Annotated in this window: 14 protein-coding genes; 3 read left to right on the forward strand and 11 right to left on the reverse strand. The window is 47.2% G+C overall.

Annotated elements, in window-relative coordinates:
• Window positions 1-187: 187 nt before the first annotated feature.
• From RQP50_RS13260 to RQP50_RS13275, 4 genes are all read right to left on the reverse strand, one after another.
• On the reverse strand, window positions 188-1672 hold the full coding sequence (locus tag RQP50_RS13260) for an FGGY-family carbohydrate kinase (protein ID WP_315745718.1): 1485 nt from the start codon (window positions 1670-1672) through the stop codon (window positions 188-190).
• 4 nt (window positions 1673-1676) lie between these two features.
• Window positions 1677-2456: an NAD-dependent protein deacylase gene (locus RQP50_RS13265; RefSeq protein WP_251482243.1), complete on the reverse strand. Its 780-nt coding sequence runs from the start codon at window positions 2454-2456 to the stop codon at window positions 1677-1679.
• Between the two features lie 208 nt (window positions 2457-2664).
• Window positions 2665-4971 carry a thiamine pyrophosphate-dependent enzyme gene (locus RQP50_RS13270; protein WP_072730381.1) on the reverse strand — a complete coding sequence of 769 codons (2307 nt, stop codon included), beginning with the start codon at window positions 4969-4971 and terminating at the stop codon, window positions 2665-2667.
• 29 nt (window positions 4972-5000) lie between these two features.
• Window positions 5001-6011 (reverse strand): 2-oxoacid:acceptor oxidoreductase family protein, encoded by a 1011-nt coding sequence (locus RQP50_RS13275; RefSeq protein ID WP_315745719.1) that lies wholly within the window; start codon window positions 6009-6011, stop codon window positions 5001-5003.
• Window positions 6012-7129: 1118 nt separating this feature from the next.
• Here RQP50_RS13275 and RQP50_RS13280 point away from each other — a divergent pair.
• Window positions 7130-8221, forward strand: coding sequence for an acyltransferase family protein (locus tag RQP50_RS13280; RefSeq protein WP_315745720.1), 1092 nt, complete (start codon window positions 7130-7132; stop codon window positions 8219-8221).
• Between the two features lie 290 nt (window positions 8222-8511).
• Entirely contained in the window at window positions 8512-10197 is a 1686-nt protein-coding gene (gene ilvD, locus RQP50_RS13285) for a dihydroxy-acid dehydratase (RefSeq protein WP_315745721.1), read from the forward strand.
• A 150-nt stretch (window positions 10198-10347) separates the two neighbouring features.
• Here ilvD and RQP50_RS13290 read toward each other — a convergent pair whose 3' ends face one another.
• From RQP50_RS13290 to RQP50_RS13320, 7 genes are all read right to left on the reverse strand, one after another.
• On the reverse strand, window positions 10348-10893 hold the full coding sequence (locus RQP50_RS13290) for a dihydrofolate reductase family protein (protein WP_315745722.1): 546 nt from the start codon (window positions 10891-10893) through the stop codon (window positions 10348-10350).
• 158 nt (window positions 10894-11051) lie between these two features.
• Window positions 11052-12020: an ABC transporter ATP-binding protein gene (locus RQP50_RS13295; protein WP_072730376.1), complete on the reverse strand. Its 969-nt coding sequence runs from the start codon at window positions 12018-12020 to the stop codon at window positions 11052-11054.
• Entirely contained in the window at window positions 12017-13000 is a 984-nt protein-coding gene (locus tag RQP50_RS13300; protein ID WP_021256989.1) for an ABC transporter ATP-binding protein, read from the reverse strand. The genes RQP50_RS13295 and RQP50_RS13300 overlap by 4 nt, the downstream gene beginning before the upstream one ends.
• Before the next feature lie 9 nt (window positions 13001-13009).
• Entirely contained in the window at window positions 13010-13930 is a 921-nt protein-coding gene (gene opp4C / locus RQP50_RS13305) for an oligopeptide ABC transporter permease (RefSeq protein ID WP_072730375.1), read from the reverse strand.
• Between the two features lie 16 nt (window positions 13931-13946).
• Window positions 13947-14903: an ABC transporter permease gene (locus RQP50_RS13310; protein WP_072730374.1), complete on the reverse strand. Its 957-nt coding sequence runs from the start codon at window positions 14901-14903 to the stop codon at window positions 13947-13949.
• An 84-nt stretch (window positions 14904-14987) separates the two neighbouring features.
• Entirely contained in the window at window positions 14988-16718 is a 1731-nt protein-coding gene (locus RQP50_RS13315; RefSeq protein ID WP_072730373.1) for an ABC transporter substrate-binding protein, read from the reverse strand.
• Window positions 16719-17239: 521 nt separating this feature from the next.
• Window positions 17240-18616 (reverse strand): polysaccharide deacetylase family protein, encoded by a 1377-nt coding sequence (locus RQP50_RS13320; RefSeq protein WP_072730474.1) that lies wholly within the window; start codon window positions 18614-18616, stop codon window positions 17240-17242.
• Between the two features lie 191 nt (window positions 18617-18807).
• On the opposite strand from RQP50_RS13320, the gene ytvI reads away from it, so the two are divergent.
• Entirely contained in the window at window positions 18808-19965 is a 1158-nt protein-coding gene (ytvI, locus tag RQP50_RS13325) for a sporulation integral membrane protein YtvI (RefSeq protein ID WP_072730372.1), read from the forward strand.
• Window positions 19966-20013 lie beyond the last annotated feature (48 nt).

Below are 20013 nucleotides of genomic sequence, written 5' to 3' on the forward strand. Positions count from 1 at the left end.
AGGAGCGTTGCCCTGATAAACAGAAAAAAGCAACGCTCCTTATTATGTGAATGACATATCCACTCTAATGCTGTAGTTGTTTCAAGGCTTTTGATATGGACTCTTATCGTTATTGCTTCCAAGTTATGTTATGAATCCCGCTCTGTCGTTCCACGCCGATGAGACTTTCATTTCTCTTAATGGATCGCTACATCCCGCACAACGCTTCTGCGACAGGCATATAGCGTAAGTCGTATACCTGTTGATAACGAAGGTGACGCTCTGCATGAGGATGATAGGTGTCTACGCCTCGACTTTGCATCGCCTGACGCACTTCCTCTGCATGGGCATAATACCCGCCCCCAAGTGCAGCTGCGCATGCAGCGCCAAGCATCGTCGCCTCCTCAATAGGCGGCACGACGAGCGTTGCATTCGATATATCCGCCTTCATTTGCAACCATGCAGGAAGCCTTGTTCCGCCTCCAACTGCGCACATATTGCGAATCTCATGCTCCGAATTGCGTTCCGCACTTTGACGAATCATCTCCAGCTGATAAGCCGTACCTTCAAATACTGCCCGCAATAGCTCCTTCTTGCCGTGCGACTTGGACAGACCGATAAAGGCAGCACGCGTCTTCGAATTCGGATAAGGGGCGCCGCTTCCCGACAAATACGGGAAGAACAGAGCTTCCCCTGGGCCATCGTTCACATCGTTCATGAGCTGCTTAATCTCTTCGTAGGACAATGTCTCATCGGCAAGCTGTCTCCGAATCCATTCCACTGCACCGCCTGAAGAAGCATTGCCACCCATCCAGAAGTGATAACCCGGCACAACATGATAGCCGTAGGATAATCCGGTATCAAACTCTGCTTGTCCGAGTGGACGCTTCGCGATTGTGCCAACGAGCGTCTCTGCTGTTCCCATAGAAACATATACGTCGCCCGGCTGCACAGCCCCAACTGCAAGTGCTGCACAGACATGATCATGCCCGCCAATTGCAACTCGTGTATGGGCAGACAGACCAAGGGCTCCCGCTACCTCTGGCGCTACAGTTCCTAGGGGTATGCCGCTTGGCAGAACTTCCGGGAAAATCTGCTCATCCAATCCGAAATGCCGAATCCACGGGACATCCCAGCTGTCCGTCTCCATACTGTATGCAAATGTTCGCGTCGCAAGCGATGGGTCGAAGGCCATTGCACCAGTTAATCGGTATGCAATATATCCCGATACGGACAGCCACACAGCCTGCTCGAACATACCCGCATCTCTATCCTTCAGCCAGAGCAGCTTTGGCAATCCATGCTTGAACGACAGGTGCAGGCCTGTACGCTGGAACAGCTCCAACGGCGTTCCTTCTTGACGAACCCGCTCCGCTTGCTCGGAAGAGCATGTGTCGAACCACGGCAGGAGCGGAGATTGCACCTTGCCTGTGTGACGGTTCACGAGCAGTCCACTCTCCGCCATGCTCGTAATCCCGATATAATCAACAGAAACTTCACCGTGAGCATCCATTAGCTCGCGAACCATTGCGGATACGTCATTCCACATCGCATCTGGATCGTATACAACGTAGCCTTCATTCGTATCTACGGTAACAGTTGGACGACTCGCTTGTCCTAGAAGTCTGCCTGACTCATCGAATAGTCCGACCTTGCGATTGGTCGTCCCGAGGTCAACCCCGATCATGCGCATAGGGCTATACCTCTTTCCCTGTCATCTTGTAATATGCGAGTGCGAACAATTCCCCCATCGGTTCACGATATACCGCATCCGCATGTCCATCCATGCTCGTCGCCGTCCGATTCATCAGCACCAGCTTCGCCTTCGTTGCTAATCGAACAAAGCTGGCCGCTGGCTGCACAGTCAGCGAAGTACCGCCCACGATTAACAGATCCGATTCCCGTATCCGTTCAATCGCTCTTGAAATAACCGCATCATTCAATTGCTCTTCATACAGTACAACATCAGGCTTCAATGTCCCTCCGCATTGCTTGCAGGAAGGGATAACCTGTTCACTGTTCAACACTGCATCCAGTCCATATTCCGCTCCGCAAGCGGTGCAGCGGTTCCGGTGCACCGAGCCATGAAGCTCCCATACTTCCTTGCTGCCTGCTGCTTGGTGCAGTCCATCAATATTTTGTGTGACGACTGCCGACACAATACCATCCTCTTCTAGCCGGGCCAATGCACGATGTGCTCCATTCGGCTTCGCAGAGGGATGCAGCATCTTCGCGCGATAGAAACGATAGAACGTCGCCGGATCACGATCATAGAAGGAACGGCTCAGCATGACTTCCGGAGGATATCGGAATGCCTCATCATCCGCAAATACCCCATTGTCCGATCGGAAATCGGGAATCCCGCTCTCTGTCGATGTTCCTGCTCCGCCAAAAAAAACAACATGCCTGCTGCTGCGCAATAAATCTGCCAGCTCCTCTGCATGAGCATGAAGAATAGGATTCATTTGTTCTGTCATCGTCGTCGCTTCCTCCCTTTTCCACCTAAATAGTTCAATTTTAAGTATACCGTACCTATTCATCTAGGGAAAGATTTCAAGGGCGGCATGCGCGATCCCACACTGACAAGCTATTCTTCTGCTCCTACGAAGAAGGCCTGAGAAGGCATCAAGTACAGATGCGTTCTCAGGCCTATATGGATTGAGTAAAATATATTAACCTAGCCTATTATAGATACGGGTTCTCGCTCTTCGCCTTGAGCACATTCCAGCGCCGCTCTACTTCATGCTCGAACGACTGCAGCGCCTCCGCATTCTCCGGCTTGCTCATATGCTTCGTCTTGCCCATCATAACCAGCCATTCGAGTAACGGAACTTTCTTATTCTTATCCTCCGGATTGTACGTAATTGTTGTAATCCCTTGTTCCACTTCATACAACGGGAAGAAGCAGGAATCTACGGCCGCATTGACAATCTGTGTGCCCAGCTTGTCTTCGGACAGCCAGTTAAGAGGACAGGTAATTAAAATTTTGCCGTATACAAGCCCCTCATTCTGAGCATACCATTGTGCTTTAGCCGCCTTCTTAAGCAAATCCTGTGGAAATGCTTCACTACCTGTGAAGACATATGGAATGTTCGTTGCCGCCATAATTTGCGCGGTATCCTTATGATGGAACATCTTGCCCGCCTGCACCTTGCCTACGTTAGAGGTGGAAGTGCGGTGGCCAAGCGGAGTCGAATATGACAATTGCGCCCCCGTATTCATGTAACCTTCATTATCGTATTCCAAAATAATCATCTTATGATTGCGCAGAGCCGCTCCAATCGCCGGCCCCATACCGATATCCATCCCGCCATCGCCTGTAATCATCACAAACGTGAAATCATCTGGCAGGTTCAGGTGATCCAGCTCACCGCGCCGCTTCCGTTCCCAGAACATTTCGACGACTCCGGACAGCGTTGCTGCCCCATTCTGGAACAGGTTGTGAATATATGTCGCCTTGTGGGCAGAGTAAGGATACCCGGTTGTGACAACCATTGCGCAGCCCGTATGGAACAGTGCTACAATATCCCCCTCGATCCCCTTGAAGAACAGCTCAAGACCGGAAAAGATGCCGCAGCCTGGACACGCGCCGTGGCCTGGAGCAATTCGCTTCGGCTTCTTCGTCAATTGGCGCAGCGGCGGAACGCGAACGCTTAGCTTGCCGGACTCCTCATCCTGCTTCACCGTAATTAGCCCTGTCTTCAAATCTTCATATTTCATCGGTTCAATGACACGCTGCGGGGCCTTGGCTGGGTCACCAGGCGTATGTCCATGGTAATCGAATGGCTTCTCGACATACCCCTTCTGTGCTGCCTCAATGGCACACTCGAACAGTGCGTGGCCATCCTCAGCATAGAAATCCTTGCCGCCAAGCCCGTAAATACGGCTGATAATCATCGTATCACGGTTACCATGCGTGAACAGTGCTGACTTCACTTCATTGACCATATTGCCGCCGTGACCGCCATAAGAATCAGCACGGTCTCCCACTGTCACGACTTTAATATGAGCCAGCGCATCCGCTATCTCCTTCGCTGGGAATGGGCGAATGATGTTCGGCGATATGGAACCGGCTTTAATTCCCTGCTCCCGAAGCTGATCGACGACATCCTTAATAATTTCCGCCGCGGAATTGAGCAGGAATACAGCTACTTCTGCATCCTCCATCCGATATAAATCCAGAATCGGATAATCTCGTCCCGTCAGTGCAGCATATTCGGTGCGGATGCGGTCGAACACCTCTTCTGCCTTATACATAGCCATGGACTGCTGATAGCAGTTATTAATATAATCCGGCTCATTCATATAAGGTCCTACCGTGATCGGATTATTGCGATCCAGTGTATCAGCGAATCCGCGCACAGGCTGTTCGCCAACGAAGCGATGTACGTCTTCTCGCTTGGCGAAGGTCTGAACACGACGCTTCTGGTGCGAGGTGAAGTAGCCATCGAATGCAACTAGCACTGGAAGCCGAACCTCTGGATCCTCTGCAAGCTTAAGCGCCATAATGTTCATATCGTACACCGCTTGTGGATCTCGGCAGAGCAGAATCGGCCAGCCTGTATTCAGTGCAAAGTACAAATCCGAATGATCCCCATGGATGTTCAACGGACCTGATACGGAGCGGCACACTAAATTCATGACCATCGGGAATCGCGTACCTGATTGGACAGGCATTTGTTCAAGCATATACATGTATCCGTTCGCACTCGTCGCATTGAATACCCGTCCACCTGCAGTCGAGGCTCCATAGCATATTCCTGCCGATCCATGCTCACCGTCTGCTGGAATTAGCTTAATGTCATGCTGTCCGTTCGCCTTCATCAGATCAAGGAATTGTGCCACTTCTGTTGATGGCGATATCGGAAAATAGCCCATAATATGATAATTAATTTGATGTGCGGCATATGCAGCCATTTCATTGCCTGACTCATACACCATCCGCTGCTCAACCGTACCGCCGGTCACTTCTTTTTCATACTCAATTGCCATAGCTACTCATCCTCCTTACCTTCTATCTATCAATGGCGTTCAGCCAGCTCGAACATATGCGGAACACGATGTTCATCCGCATATCCGTCCTCTTCCCGCTCATCGGTCAATGCTTCTGTAGGACATGCATATACACATTTCAAGCAGCCTTTGCAATATTGATAATCAATGCCTTGGAGGAACATTTGCGGTCGACCCTTCTTGTCCGGCTGTTCTTCCCACACAAAGCAAAAATCAGGGCACACATTATCACAGGCCGCGCAATGAATACATTTATCTGAGGCAAAGTGCGGCATCATACCGGCACGAGAGATGCTTAAATCCTTCAAAATGGAGTTACCTGGATTCACGACGGTACCGCCGATAGGCTGCGTCTCATAGCCAAGCGCTGACGTATCCCAACGAATTGGCTTCGGCAGCAGAACTCCCTCAGGGAAGGAAAATGATTGGAATTTCACTTCATCATATCCACGTTGGAACGTATTCAGCGCCGGCTGAACCGCCCCCGGATATTTTTTCTCCAGTGATTTGCGAATAACGCTCTTCATTTGCTCCGCATCCAAGAAGTCGCATAAGCGGAACAGCGCACCGAGCATCGCCATATTCACGCGATTTTTCTCTTCCAATGCAATTCCGATTGCATCGACCACCGCGATGGTTCCACCCGGCAGCTTCAGCTTCTCCTTCAGTTCCTCAGGAGATTTGGCAGAGTTGACGAGTATGAGGCTGTCCTCATATATGCCGCTCGTTACATTGACTGTCTTGTATAAAGACTCATGAAAAACACCCACGATATGAGGACGTTCCACCGGTGTCGTATCCCGGATTAGCGTTTCTGGCATACAGAACCGGATGTGCGCCTTAACTGGAGAACCCTTTTTCTCTGATCCATATGAGGAAAAGCTGACGCCGTTCAAATCGCTGCCGGTAACTCCAGCTTCCGCCAGCATTTTGCCGGCCAAATTCGCTCCAAGTCCCCCGATTGACTCCAATCGGATTTCAAAAAAACCTAGTTCATTAACCTTAGGCAGTGTAACCATATAGGAACTCCTTTCCTAACTGCTCCTGCCTTACGGCGCTTACGACGCTGGGAGCAGAACCTTTGTCATTATGTGCAGCTGTCTCGTAGACAGAAAGAACCGAGAATGGTGGAGGTTGTTCGCATCGTTCTCATCGAAGTGCAGAATGCAGGTTGACTCAGGCTGTATTCGGACAGCAAAATACACCACTTTGCCCGCACTAGATGTGACGAACCAGTTCTAAGTGTTCCGTGCTGCACCTCGAATGCACCACAAATGAAACAATGGGAACTCGCACTTGTTACGGTATGACAAAATGGTAAAACCGATGGGATGGTACAAAGTATGATTTATGTCACTAATGACTAAGGGTAAATTGACCAATCGATGAAATGTGAATAATGAATGACTGCAATCTAATAGAAAGAAAAGACTAGACAGCCCAGATGCGTGGTAATGTGAGAATGAGAATCCAATAGATCCTTGAAGGTTGAGGTGAAAAGTCGTGCAATGCCATACATGATCATGCACGCATACGGATTAGATACCGTGTGCCGAAGTAAGATTTGATTTCAAAAAGTTATGATCTGTCTCAAATAAAGGCATGTGTCATAGTTCGTAACATAATGCTAGAGGTCTATTATGTTATGACTGTCAGGGCTCAATCATTCCTAATTGAATCCATTGCAAGCGCGCGAGCCGATGATAAGCAGCTCTCTCAAAGTTGGGGAAATGCTATGTTTCTATCCATAAAAGGAATATACCAATACTAGCAAATATCCGCAGCCCCAGATTCAGAAGGAGTGCAGTTGTCACGAGTTATTACGAATCAAATGTCGCACCAAAAATTGGCAGCGCTTGCAAGTGTCATCTCCCTTCTTTTCTTGTAGAAATGTGCTCTATTACGGCCTATCATAACCCTATATTTGCCAACTAGTCAACCTGAATTAAGCAGTCTTCACTGCCTACAAACAATGGGCACAATTGAAAGCGTTATTTGTGATTAACATCACAATGTGTGCTTATTTTCTATGTTACGTTGAACTTGTAATTGACAGCTAATGAGCTCGCCGGCTTACGGAGCCACATTCATAGAGAAATCCGTAAACCGACTACACCTAGGTAAGGAGGGAACCATCATGCGGGAGCACCTTAGTATCCCCACTGCCCCCGGATGCGGGCCGTCAACGTTAACGAAAAGTGGAGAGACGTTCGGCTTAAATTTGCGATTTCTACTAATTGTATGCGTCTTTGTCGGCAATGCGATTGAACCACTCATCATGCGCATGCCTGAGATGAAAGCTATTTTCCTTTGGATTTTTACATTCCACATGCCTTTATTCGTGTTCATCACAGGATATTTTGCACGCAGCAATCTAAACGGTGCGGCAGGTATTCGTATCCTGAAGCAAATCGCACTTCAATATATTATTTTTCAAACGATCTACTCGCTGCTTGATTATCTTGTGTTTCGCGTACCAGGCATTAGTCATTCCTTTTTCATTCCATATTTGCTGCTCTGGTTCTTAGTCGGCCATCTATTTTGGAGACTTATGATGAAAATGTTCACGCGTTTTTCCATAAGTCATCCACTGCTTATCTCCATTGTATTAGGATTTCTAGTCGGCTTTCTGCCGCTCCAGGGCGCGTGGCTCGGCATTTCTCGTTCGGTCGTCTATTTGCCATTCTTCGTTATTGGGTACACATTCTCTTATGAGCGATTTCGGGCATGGCTGACACCGTTCGTGCGGTATATAGGGGTTGCCATATCCATGGCGCTGCTTGTCGTGCTCTATATGATGTCTGAGCCTATCAATCCTATCTGGTTCATGAATCATATGACCTTCCATGAGCTTGGATGGACACAGTCCGGTTGGCTTGCCCTATTCAACCGTACCGTCATCTACTTGACGCAAATCGTTGCTTCCGCTGCCTTCTTGGCTTGGGTGCCATTACGAAAAACTCATTTAACGAACTTAGGCAAGCGAACTTTGTACGTGTTTCTCCTTCATGGGCTAATTATTCGCTTCGTCGTGCTGACAGGTGTATATGCCCATATTACGTCAGGCTGGAGCGCAGCACTGCTGATCACAGCGTCTATTGCCGGTGCTGTTCTGCTGGCGCAGCCACAGGTTACGGCATGGCTCCATCCGATTATTGAGCCGAAGTGGGATGCGATTGCTGGATGGATACGCGATAAGCTGTTCCGCGCGAAAATCAAGCACAGCTGATCGATTATACTTGTTTTCACATACGAGCTGGTTTCAGCTCACAATCATTGTACAAACACCGCGAGAAACCTGCATTTTTGCATGCTGTTTTCTTGCGGTGTTTTTGTGCGTGCAACAGCGTGTTCGCCTCGAATGGATTGGTAGAAAAACCCCAACAGTTGTGATAGACTACTAAGAAACCCATTGGCAAGCACTAGAAAAAGCCATTCAAAAGTTCGATTTTATGTAAGAAGTAGAAAAATAGGACTCGTCCCGCGCGACGGGAAGGACATGAGATGGAGGTTCACCATATGACAGCCAAAAAGATGCGTTCAGACATGATTAAAAAGGGCTTTGATCGTGCGCCTCACCGCAGCTTGCTGCGTGCCGCAGGCGTTAAGGAAGAAGATTTCGACAAGCCGTTCATTGCAGTATGCAACTCGTATATCGATATCGTTCCCGGTCATGTACATTTGCAGGAATTCGGTAAAATTGTAAAGGAAGCCATTCGCGAAGCCGGCGGCGTTCCATTTGAATTCAATACCATTGGCGTCGATGATGGGATTGCCATGGGCCATATTGGCATGCGCTACTCGCTGCCAAGCCGTGAGATTATCGCGGATTCCCTTGAAACCGTTGTATCTGCACACTGGTTCGACGGTATGGTATGTATTCCGAACTGTGACAAGATCACACCAGGTATGATTATGGGCGCATTGCGCGTCAACATCCCGACTGTATTCGTCAGCGGCGGGCCAATGAAGGCTGGTAAGGATTCCAACGGCCGCTCCATCTCCCTCTCCAGCGTGTTCGAAGGTGTTGGTGCTTATCAAGCCGGCAAGATTGACGATAAAGGACTTCAAGAATTGGAGCAGTATGGTTGTCCAACATGCGGATCCTGTTCCGGCATGTTCACAGCCAACTCCATGAACTGCTTGGCAGAAGCACTCGGAATTGCGCTTCCGGGCAACGGAACGATCCTTGCTGTAGCGCCTGAGCGCCGCGAATTCGTCAAGAAATCCGCGAAGCAGCTGATGAGTCTCATTGAGAAGGACATTAAGCCGCGCGACATCGTAACAATGGAAGCTATCGACAATGCCTTTGCCGTTGATATGGCGATGGGCGGCTCCACGAATACGGTGCTTCATACGCTTGCTATTGCAAGAGAAGCTGGCTTTGAATATCCAATTGAACGTATTAACGAAGTAGCAGCGCGTGTGCCTCACTTGGCCAAGATTGCGCCTGCTTCCGATTATCATATTGAAGATGTGCACAACGCTGGCGGCGTCAGCGCGGTTCTGAACGAGCTGTTCAAGAAGGAAGGCGCCCTCCACGGCGAGTGCATTACCGTAACAGGCAATACATTGCGTGAAAATGTGGCGGACAGCCCAATTCTCGATACCGATGTGATTCACACCTTGGATAACCCGCACAGCGAACGCGGCGGCTTGGCCGTTCTGTTCGGCAATCTGGCTCCGGAAGGCGCGATCGTTAAGGTCGGCGCGGTTGATTCGTCCGTTGGCGGGCATCACATGGGCCCTGCAATCTGCTTCGACTCCCAGGACGAAGCATTGGCTGGTATCGCGAACGGCAAAGTCAAGGAAGGCCATGTAGTAGTCATCCGCTATGAAGGCCCTAAAGGCGGTCCAGGCATGCCTGAGATGCTTGCTCCGACCTCGCAAATTGTCGGCATGGGCTTGGGCGCTAAGGTAGGTCTGATTACAGACGGACGCTTCTCTGGCGCTTCCCGCGGCATCAGCATTGGTCACATCTCGCCTGAAGCAGCAGAAGGCGGCCCAATCGCCTTCGTTGAAGATGGGGATATTATTGAACTCGACCTTAACAACCGCAAGATCGAGCTCCAAGTATCCGATGAAGAGCTTGAGCGCCGTCGTGCTGGTTGGAAAGGCTTCGAGCCGAAGGTGAAGTCCGGATATCTCGCCCGCTACTCCAAGCTCGTTACGAATGCAAGCCAAGGCGGTATTTTAAAGATCTAATTCTATTTTTAATACGTATTGTTGCAATAAGGAAGCCCGCTCTGCTATACCGAGCGGGCTTCTTGTTCTGCAAAAATAAATTGTAGGCTAAACAATGCTGGATCCAATCCCGATCTTCATGATGATAGTTTTGATTATTGACATGCAATATTATGTTCTATAGATTAGTTGTACAACGCCAGAGGAGAATGTTCTTGTATGAACCAACTTTACATTCAACCTCTGTTTTATATCCATAAACAATGGTTTCCCTTCGCCCAAAATAACAGGGTGAACTGATAATCTGAATTCATCAACAAGACCTAAACGGATAAAAGTTGTGATAAGGCTTGCTCCACCATACAGCCAGATGTCTTTACCAGGCTTATTCTTTAATGTATTTACTTCTTCAAGGATATTGTCATTTATGAATATCGCTTGATTATCAGTTCCTTTTTGCGTCTTGGAGAACACATACTTCTCTTTACTGTGCACGAGTTCCCACATTTCTTTTTCAGCTTCCGTACTTTCGCTTCCTGGCGTAAATTGTCCCCATAAATCATAACTTTTTCTTCCATACAAAATCGTATCAATTTGATGTAAGAAATGAGTAAACCCCATCTCAGCGTCCATCATGCACCAATCTACTTCTCCATTCTTCCCTTCAATAAAACCGTCTATCGTAACGGCTAAATCAAGAATGATGCTTCGCCCCATAAATGGCCACCCCTTTCATTGATTGTTTCCCTCATTATAGACCTTAATGATGTCATCCTCTGTCATATTACTAAAGGAAAGTTCTCTCTGCCAGCGTACGCAAAACAGGCTGCCTCATCTTGGATGAGACAGCCTGCAAATAACGATAATTATTCAAATTAGACCAAATGGCAAGCAACCTGATGTCCGCCGCCCATATCACGATACTCCGGAACCGCCTGCTTACAGATGTCTGTCGCAAACGGACAGCGCGTATGGAACTTACAGCCGGATGGAGGGTTCGCCGGGCTTGGAATATCCCCTTGCAATACGATCCGATCAGGCTTGCGTGTTGGATCTGGTACAGGTACTGCAGACAGCAATGCCTTCGTGTACGGATGAAGCGGATTTCTGAACAGCTCATCACGTGGAGCCATCTCAACGAGCGAGCCCAAGTACATAACCCCGATACGGTTGCACAAATGCTCAACGACCGACAAGTCGTGAGAAATGAACAAGTACGTCAAGTTCTTCTGCTCTTGCAGATCACTCAGCAAGTTGATGATCTGTGCTTGAATCGATACGTCGAGCGCCGATACTGGCTCATCCGCTACGATAAATTCAGGATTCAATACTAAGGCACGTGCAATCCCGATACGCTGGCGTTGACCACCAGAGAATTCATGAGGGTAGCGATCGATATGGTAAGGAGCAAGACCGCAAATCGTCAAAATTTCTTTGACCCGATCACGCACTTCGTTCTTCGAAGAAATGCCGTGGTCAATCAAGGCTTCGCCGATTGCATCGCCGATCTTGATACGCGGGTTCAAGGAGCTGTATGGATCCTGGAACACAAGCTGCATCTTGGGACGCATACTGCGCAATTCCTTTTTCGACAAGTCATGAATCTCTACGCCGTTGAACAATACTTGACCATCCGTCTTGTCGAGCAGGCGAAGAATGGTACGACCTGTAGTCGACTTACCGCATCCAGACTCCCCTACGAGACCAAGCGCCTCCCCTTTATTCAAGCTGAAGGACACGCCGTCAACCGCACGAACATGGCCTACCGTTTTGGATAAAATACCGCCCTGGATGGGGAAGTATTTTTTCAAATTGTCTACTTGTAGCAACGGTTGTTGACTCATTGTACGTCCCCTCCCTTTTCATACAGCCAGCATGCTGTCTTATGTTTGTTGTCATACACCTTAAGCTGAGGCTGCTTATCCGTACAGATGGACATGCAATGCTCGCAACGATCATTGAAATAACAGTTCTCTCCGAGTTCAACAGGGTTCGGAACCTGTCCCGGAATCGTATATAGACGCTCCATACGCTCATTGATGACCGGCTTTGCCTTCAAGAGGCCCTGCGTATATGGATGCTTCGGATTTTTGAAGAGCTCAAGCACAGGAGCTTCTTCAATCACTTTACCTGCATACATAACGACAACATGGTCAGCCATTTCCGCTACGACACCAAGGTCATGCGTGATCATCATAATCGCCGTATTGAATTCCTTCTTAATGTTGCGCATCAAATCCAAGATCTGTGCTTGAATCGTTACGTCGAGCGCCGTTGTCGGCTCATCCGCAATGAGAAGCTTCGGATCACAGCTAAGCGCAATCGCGATCATAATCCGTTGACGCATACCACCGCTAAGCTCATGCGGATATGCATCGAAGATTTGTGCCGCACGTGGAATGCCGACCAGTTCGATCAGATCAATCGCACGTTTTTTTGCTTCCTTCTTCGTAACGCCTTTATGCAGCAGGATCGGTTCTGTCAGCTGTTCCCCGATCGTAAATACCGGGTTCAGAGACGTCATCGGCTCCTGGAAGATCATCGCGATTTCGTTACCGCGGATCTGGCGCATTTCACGTTCCTTAATTCCAAGCAAGTCTTTGCCATTATATAAGATCTGTCCACCCTCCACTTTACCCGGAGGAGAGACAAGACGCATAAGAGACATCGCTGTTACGCTTTTTCCGCATCCGGATTCACCAACGACACACAGCGTTTCTCCTTCTTTAATTGAGAAGCTGACATCATTGACCGCTCTTACGACGCCACTGCTAGTATAGAAATTCGTCCGCAAATTGCGAAATTCGATCAAGTTATTTGACATAACGTATCCCTACCTCTTCATTTTCGGATCGAGGACGTCCCGCAAGCCGTCACCAATGATGTTAATCGAAATTACTGTCAAGAAAATACATACGCCAGGCGGAATCCACAGCCATGGACGCTTCTGGAAATCAATCAAGTTGTTCGCGGCCGTAATCATGTTCCCCCATGACGGTGTCGGCGGTACTACCCCTAGACCCAAGTAACTCAATACCGACTCTTGCAGAATTGCACCTGCAACCGTCAATGTCGCTACGACGATAATGATCGGAATCGTGTTCGGCAACAAGTGGCGGAAGATTTTGCGGCGGTCACGCAGACCAAGCACTTCTGCCGCTTGCATGAACTCCTGTTCACGAAGCATTAAGATCTGCCCGCGCACGAGACGGGACAAGCTCGGCCAGCTCATGAATCCAAGCAAGAACATAACCACGTAAATCCGCTTATCCGGTGGAACCTTCATATCCGATAGAACCGCACCAAGAATGATCAGGAGCGGCAAACTAGGAATCGACATCATAATATCTGCTAGACGCATGATGATGGAATCAACCCATCCGCGATAGTAACCTGCAATCGCGCCAAGCGTACTACCGATTGTGACAGAGATAATCATCGCCACGAGTCCGACGATCAAGGAAACGCGGCCTGCGAGCATAACCCGCAGCAGGATGTCGCGTCCCAGGTTGTCCGTACCAAGCCAGTGCGTAGCGGAAGGACCTTTATTTTTCATTGGGCCCATCGTATCCAATGAATACGGCGAGAACAGCGGGCCAATAAAGCAAATGATGAACATTAAAAGTACAACGACAATTCCGCCCATTGCGAATTTGTTCTTGCTAAGTTGCTTAAATGCCAACCTCCACGGGGAAGCAGGCTTCGTCTTCGAAGCAGCTGTTGCAGCTGCAGAGTTAGTAGCAGTTTGAGACACGAGCTTTTTCCCCTTTCTATTTCATGCGTACACGTGGATCGGCCACGCGGTACAGCACGTCAGCTAAGAAGTTACCGACTACAGTGAGCAATGCCAAGAACATCGTGAAGCCCATCAACAAGAAGTAGTCACGCGACGTGATTGCTTCCAGGTTGATGCGGCCGATACCCGGCCAGTTGAAGATTTTCTCCGTAATCATTGCGCCACCGAACAATCCCGGAAGCTCGATACCCAGCAAAGTAATTGCAGGCAGCATTGCATTGCGAAGCGCGTGTTTGAAAATAACCGTTCTTTCTTTTAGGCCTTTCGCACGTGCAGTACGGATATAATCCTGACGGATAACTTCCAGCATGCTCGTACGGAAATAACGAGTAAGTGAACCTACACTCAGTGCAGTCAGCACGATGACTGGCAGCATTAAATGATGAACCAAATCCCAGAATTGCGCCAATCCGGTAGCATTGCTTCCGGAGGTGTACATTCCGCCAACAGGGAATATTTTGAAGTCGACAGCTAACGCTTTAATTGCATATAAGCCAACAAAGAACGATGGCAATGACATTAAGGCAAATACGAGAAACGTAACTACCCCATCAAAAAAGGAATATTGCCTGATAGCAGAAAATACACCGACTAAAATTGCAATTGCCCATGATAAAACTAATACGATTGCAGCGATCATAAAGGAATTCCACATATACCGATTAAGTACAGTTGTAACCGGTTGCTTATGCTGTATCGACATCCCCAGATCTCCCTTGAGTGTGTTGCTCGCCCAAGTGAAGTAACGCTCAGTAAGCGGCTTGTCCAACCCATGAATCGCTTTAAGTTCGGCAGCGCGCTCTTTGGAAATCGTCGGGTTCGAATCGATAAAGTTACCCGGTGCCAATGCAAACACGGCGAACAGGATAACGGATACCCCTATTATCGTAGGAACCAATTGTAACAGCCGCCGAATGGCGTATTGCTTCATAATTATTCCTCCTAGCTTTATATAAGCCTAAATGCCCAGCCCGGAGGCTGAGCATTTTGCAGGCATCATTCATTTGCCTTGCGGCTATTGAATTTGCAATTGTGGCAAGCTATACGTGAAGTTGCGGTATGGCGACATATCGAAGCCTTGCAAGCGAGCGTTGTTCGCCCACATATCACGACGCTGGTACAAGAAGATGTAAGGAAGATCCTCATTCAACTCTTTATACAACTCTTTAAAGACTTCCTTGCGCTTTTCTGTGTCGACCATTGCTCCAGCTTTCGTGAACAACTCATCAACCTTCGGATTGGAGTATCCAACATCATTCTGGGAACCGCCAGTCTTGAACACATTTTCACCGGATTGCGGATCTGGTGTTAAGCCCCACGCCAAGAACATCATGTCGAAATCGCCTTTTTTACGCTTGTCTACAGCAGCATTGAAGTCCATTTGTTCTGCAACGAATTCGATGCCAAGCTCTTTGTAGCTTGCTTGAGCAAGTGGAATGATTGCATCGTTTACAGGGTTAGGAGTAGTTGCTGTGAACGTAATCTTGAATTTCTTGCCGTCTTTCTCACGAATGCCGTCACCGCCGACTTTCCAGCCTGCTTCATCCAGCAATTGTTTTGCCTTTTCCAGATCGAAATCGTACTTATTCACATCATCTGTGAACGCCCAAGATACTTTGGATTGCGGAACGTTCAGAACGTCTGCATAGCCTTGGTATACCGCATCAACGATTTCCTTACGGTTCAAACCGTATGTCAATGCTTGGCGAACACGCTTGTCCTTGAATTGGTCATGCTTATGGTTAAACGCGATATAACCGTAGCTGTTCGCTGGGAACAGGTTAACGTCAACGAATCCAAATTCTTTCAATTGCTCGATTGTGTCTTTGTTAACATCGATGAAATCCATATCCGTCTCGCCGGCTTGCAGCAATTGCACATTCGTTTCCGACGTCGTGAATTTGTAGATCAATTTCTCGATTTTAGGTTTGCCTTGGTAGAAGAGCTCGTTTGCTACCAATACTGCCTCTTGACCTGGAGTGAACTTTTCAAGCTTGTACGGTCCATTGCCGACCGGATGCGTGAAGAGGTCTCTCATGTAACCAAGACTGCCTTGCTTGTAATCCTTGCCGTAGATTGCTTTAGGAAGCACGCCTACGGAACCGATAGCGGAAAATGCCAATGCATTCACTTCTGTCGTTGTCACTTGAATCGTGCGTGGGTCAAGAACTTTAATACCTTCGATGGATGTTGCTTTTCCTTCTTTATACTCTTTGCCGCCCTTGATATGAGCATCCTTGATAATGTCAGAAGGACCGTCATAGGACTTGTCGTGCAATACAGTCAAGCTGAATGCTACGTCGTCCGCTGTTACAGGAGTGTTATCACTGTACTTCAAACCATCGCGAAGTGTAAACGTATAAACAAGGTTGTCAGGAGAGATTTCCCACTTCTCCGCGATCCCTTCTTTATAAGTACCGTCTTTGTTCACTTCAATCATGCTGGTGAATAGGGTGCTATTAATAAAGTTATCATATTGCGAGTCCGCAAAGAGTGGGTTAAAAATACCGCTTGGTGACGTGATGCCGATAATCATCGTGTCCTTACGATTCTTCGCAAGCTCTGGAGACAAGGATACATCCGAAGCTTTAATCAAGCCATCGGTTACCAATTCTTCAGCAGGTTGTTCTGTATTTTGGCCAGTAGACTTATCTGCACTTTCAGAGGAATTTCCGCCTCCGCAAGCAGACAGGATAAGTGTCAATGATAACAATAAGCAAATCATGGTGCTAAGACTTTTTTTCACAACATTCTCCCCTTATTTCTTAGATGACATTTATAAATAGTATAAAAGTTGTATACATATTACCTAGTTAGCTTCGAATGTTCGGCTATATACTCTTTTATAGAACATTGGTCAATAAAATAAGAAAGAATGACCAATTCCTCAGCAAGAGACGAATATTTTTTCATAATACTACTTGATAATTTCGTATTTGTAAATGCTTATGTCAGCTTTACCTTAAAAGATTTTAATTTTCATTCGATAACTTTTTTTTATCAATCATAGGAAAATCGTCTCAAAAAATCAAACTATTTTTATACTAAAAACGGAAATCTGATCCTATTTCACTATATTGTATCCCCTCAGTGGATAACTGTCTACTTATTCCTCTCAGAATGTGCATTTCTGCATTTTTATTTTTTTGCATAAAAGTTGCATAAATACTCATTCCGTTAAGGAGTACAAAAAAAGCTCTAAAAAATGAACAATGTCATTTTTCAAAGCTTTTAAATCAAATGTTATTATTTGGTAAATATATCGAATTATAACGGATGCGCCACATTCTCTACTTTCTTATCGACGAGCACAAGCCGCTCAGATGCATTCGCATCAAATGCATAATTTCTATCTCTTCCATATCGCGATAACAAGGTTTCTGTCGACATGATAATCAACTTCGGAATCATCTGTTCCGCTTGCTGCCTCAATCGATTCTGTCCCTGTGGATGAATAATGCTCATCAGCAGCCGCAAGTATCTCCGAGACACCCAAGAGAATAATCCTCTTGGCAAATCTCGTACCGTAAATCCGAATTGCTCGGGTCCCCGGTGCATCATGCTTACTCCGTACAATGCTTTCACATTCGCCCGTAAATTCTGATCGCTTAGCAAGTAATCAGCAAGCTCTGGCAGCGTACGTTCTACGGAACGTATCATCTGAATTGCAATTTGCATCGCACTCCTCGACCGATGACCAATATCATATAATAGTCGATTGTCGAAATGCAGTTCCAGCACCAGGTCATTATGCTTCAATTCTACTCCGTCATCTAAGACTACGGCCTTGCCATGATACGGACGAACACGGAAATGAAACACAGGCTGTTCATGGTTCGTTGTCTTCAACGCAAAGACGGAGTGGAAAGCTTTCTCATAGAGAAACCAGAAACGTACGACCATGCGTCTAAGCAAGCTTGGATTCTTCATCCGGGCTTGATCGGTCAATCGAATGAGCTCATCGATACGGACACAGCGCAGCTCGCGCTTCTCCGCTTCGTCTAGAAACCGTTCCAATGCCGCCAGCATATTCGCTGGCGCTTCCCGATCTGCCCCAAGTGTAAGGCCGCAATCATGCAGCAGTAGAACTTCCCCACCCCGACATCGCTTCATCATACGCCGATACAAGCGTTCAGAGCCGAGCTTCTTCCGCCAATCCCCGAATAGAACAGACCACAATATAATTTGCAAGTGACCCAATCTGCCATAATCGAATAGATTGACAATCCCCCAAGGCGGTCGATAGTAATTCGATCGTTTGCCAGTTACTGATTCAATAATGTCTGACGTTTTACGGATTTGTCGTTTCACCGTTTTTGGACGCATCAGCCAGTTGGACTTATGAACATAATTGTGAATACCGATAAGATGACCCTCATCGTGCATTCGCTTCAGCACGTCTGGATGCTGCTCTGCGTGGATGCCAACCACAAAGAATGTTGCCTTGGCATTATATTTCTTCAATAGGTCTAACAGCTGAGGTGTATAAATCGGATCTGGACCATCGTCGAATGTCAACGCCAGTTCCCGTTCTGCACGTCCCTTCTGGAAGACACGAAATCCAAACAGGCGGCTGATTAAGCCAGGGAGAAACGCATAAAACGTCAGGATGTAAAACCCCCATAATAAAATGAATTCTACCATCCCAGTTCCCCGTTTCTTATTTACATAATAAAATGCAACGTTCTCAAGCTCTTCAGACTTGAACATATACGTATACTTACTCTACGTATGAACTGTTATTATTGTAACATAATGAACAAAGAATAGGCACGGGAAATCGTTTCGTGTACAATGATTATCATATTGTTATTTGGTGAAAAGGAGTCTGTTCTATGATTGCATTTTACCGTAAGTATTGGCGGACAGCATTTGATATCGCTTTGTTGATTTTGACTGCATATTTAATCATGTACACGTTTAGCTACTTGTACTCGATAGCCGCCCCTATTTTTCTAGCCTTCATCGTATTCATGTTCATCGAACCGCTGGCGGCATTTCTTCACCGGCGGGGTATGCGGAAAGCTATCGCTTCGGCCATCTCCGTCTTATTGTTCGTACTTGTCATTCTAGGAGCCATGTTTGGGCTCGGTTTTATACTCGTGCATCAAGCAATCGAGCTGCAAGCCAAGCTGCCTACCTATATTAAGGCAGTTCAGAGTGAAATGGTGAACATCGCCACGTATTTGCAGAACCGGTATGAATCACTGCCGCCTGATGTATCTGGCCGCATCAATGAATATGCCGGCAATGCGGCCCAGCATATTTCCGAATTTATCGTCGGATTGCTCAGCCTGCTCATTAAGCAAATAACGTCCTTCTCGACGTTTACGCTGAACTTTTTCATCGCCATCATCCTTGGCTATTTCCTCAGCATCGAGATTGATACTTGGCGCAGAGTTGCCCGCAATAAAACACCGCGCACGTTTCTTAAAGCCTACATATTTCTAAAGGAAAATGTTCTGAAGGGGTTATCTGCTTACTTAAAGGCTCAACTGAAGCTGATTTCCGTTACCTTTGTCATTGTGTTTATCGGTCTGCTTGTACTTGGCGTGAGCAATTCCTTCTTAGTCGCTTTATTGTCGGCACTTTTTGATTTACTGCCGCTCTTAGGGATTCCATTTATCTTTATCCCTTGGATCGCCTACCTGCTTATTATCGGAAATACATCGCTAGCCATTGGACTTGCAGTCGTTATGGGCGTCACCCTTCTAATCCGGCAAATTCTTGATCCGAAGATTACGGGGACATCGCTTGGGGTATCCGCATTTACGATGCTGTCCTTCATGATCGTGTCCATGTCATTGTTCGGGGTTATCGGCATCGTCATGTCCACCGTCCTCTTGATCTTAATAAAAGCTCTTTACGATCAAGGTTATTTAAAACGTTGGATTCGTATGCCTAAAGAAGAATTTGTATCTGGACATCCATTTGACAATTCTCCTGATCAAAATGAGGACAATAAAGATAACGAAGAACCAAAGAACAAGTAGAAACCAAGATACCTTGTTGATATGAAATAGCAGGCCAATCTTCCTTGA

This window comes from Paenibacillus suaedae, from assembly GCF_032337355.1.
In the GTDB taxonomy this organism is placed as follows: domain Bacteria; phylum Bacillota; class Bacilli; order Paenibacillales; family Paenibacillaceae; genus Paenibacillus_B; species Paenibacillus_B suaedae.

Coding starts and splice junctions, on each gene's coding strand:
- RQP50_RS13275 (WP_315745719.1), bottom strand. CDS start 6,011: ATGGTTACACTGCCTAAGGTTAATGAACTAGGTTTTTTTGAAATCCGA.
- RQP50_RS13320 (WP_072730474.1), bottom strand. CDS start 18,616: ATGGTAGAATTCATTTTATTATGGGGGTTTTACATCCTGACGTTTTAT.
- ytvI (WP_072730372.1), top strand. CDS start 18,808: ATGATTGCATTTTACCGTAAGTATTGGCGGACAGCATTTGATATCGCT.
- RQP50_RS13290 (WP_315745722.1), bottom strand. CDS start 10,893: ATGGGGCGAAGCATCATTCTTGATTTAGCCGTTACGATAGACGGTTTT.
- RQP50_RS13310 (WP_072730374.1), bottom strand. CDS start 14,903: ATGAAGCAATACGCCATTCGGCGGCTGTTACAATTGGTTCCTACGATA.
- RQP50_RS13265 (WP_251482243.1), bottom strand. CDS start 2,456: ATGACAGAACAAATGAATCCTATTCTTCATGCTCATGCAGAGGAGCTG.
- RQP50_RS13260 (WP_315745718.1), bottom strand. CDS start 1,672: ATGCGCATGATCGGGGTTGACCTCGGGACGACCAATCGCAAGGTCGGA.
- RQP50_RS13270 (WP_072730381.1), bottom strand. CDS start 4,971: ATGGCAATTGAGTATGAAAAAGAAGTGACCGGCGGTACGGTTGAGCAG.
- ilvD (WP_315745721.1), top strand. CDS start 8,512: ATGACAGCCAAAAAGATGCGTTCAGACATGATTAAAAAGGGCTTTGAT.
- RQP50_RS13300 (WP_021256989.1), bottom strand. CDS start 13,000: ATGTCAAATAACTTGATCGAATTTCGCAATTTGCGGACGAATTTCTAT.
- RQP50_RS13280 (WP_315745720.1), top strand. CDS start 7,130: ATGCGGGAGCACCTTAGTATCCCCACTGCCCCCGGATGCGGGCCGTCA.
- RQP50_RS13295 (WP_072730376.1), bottom strand. CDS start 12,020: ATGAGTCAACAACCGTTGCTACAAGTAGACAATTTGAAAAAATACTTC.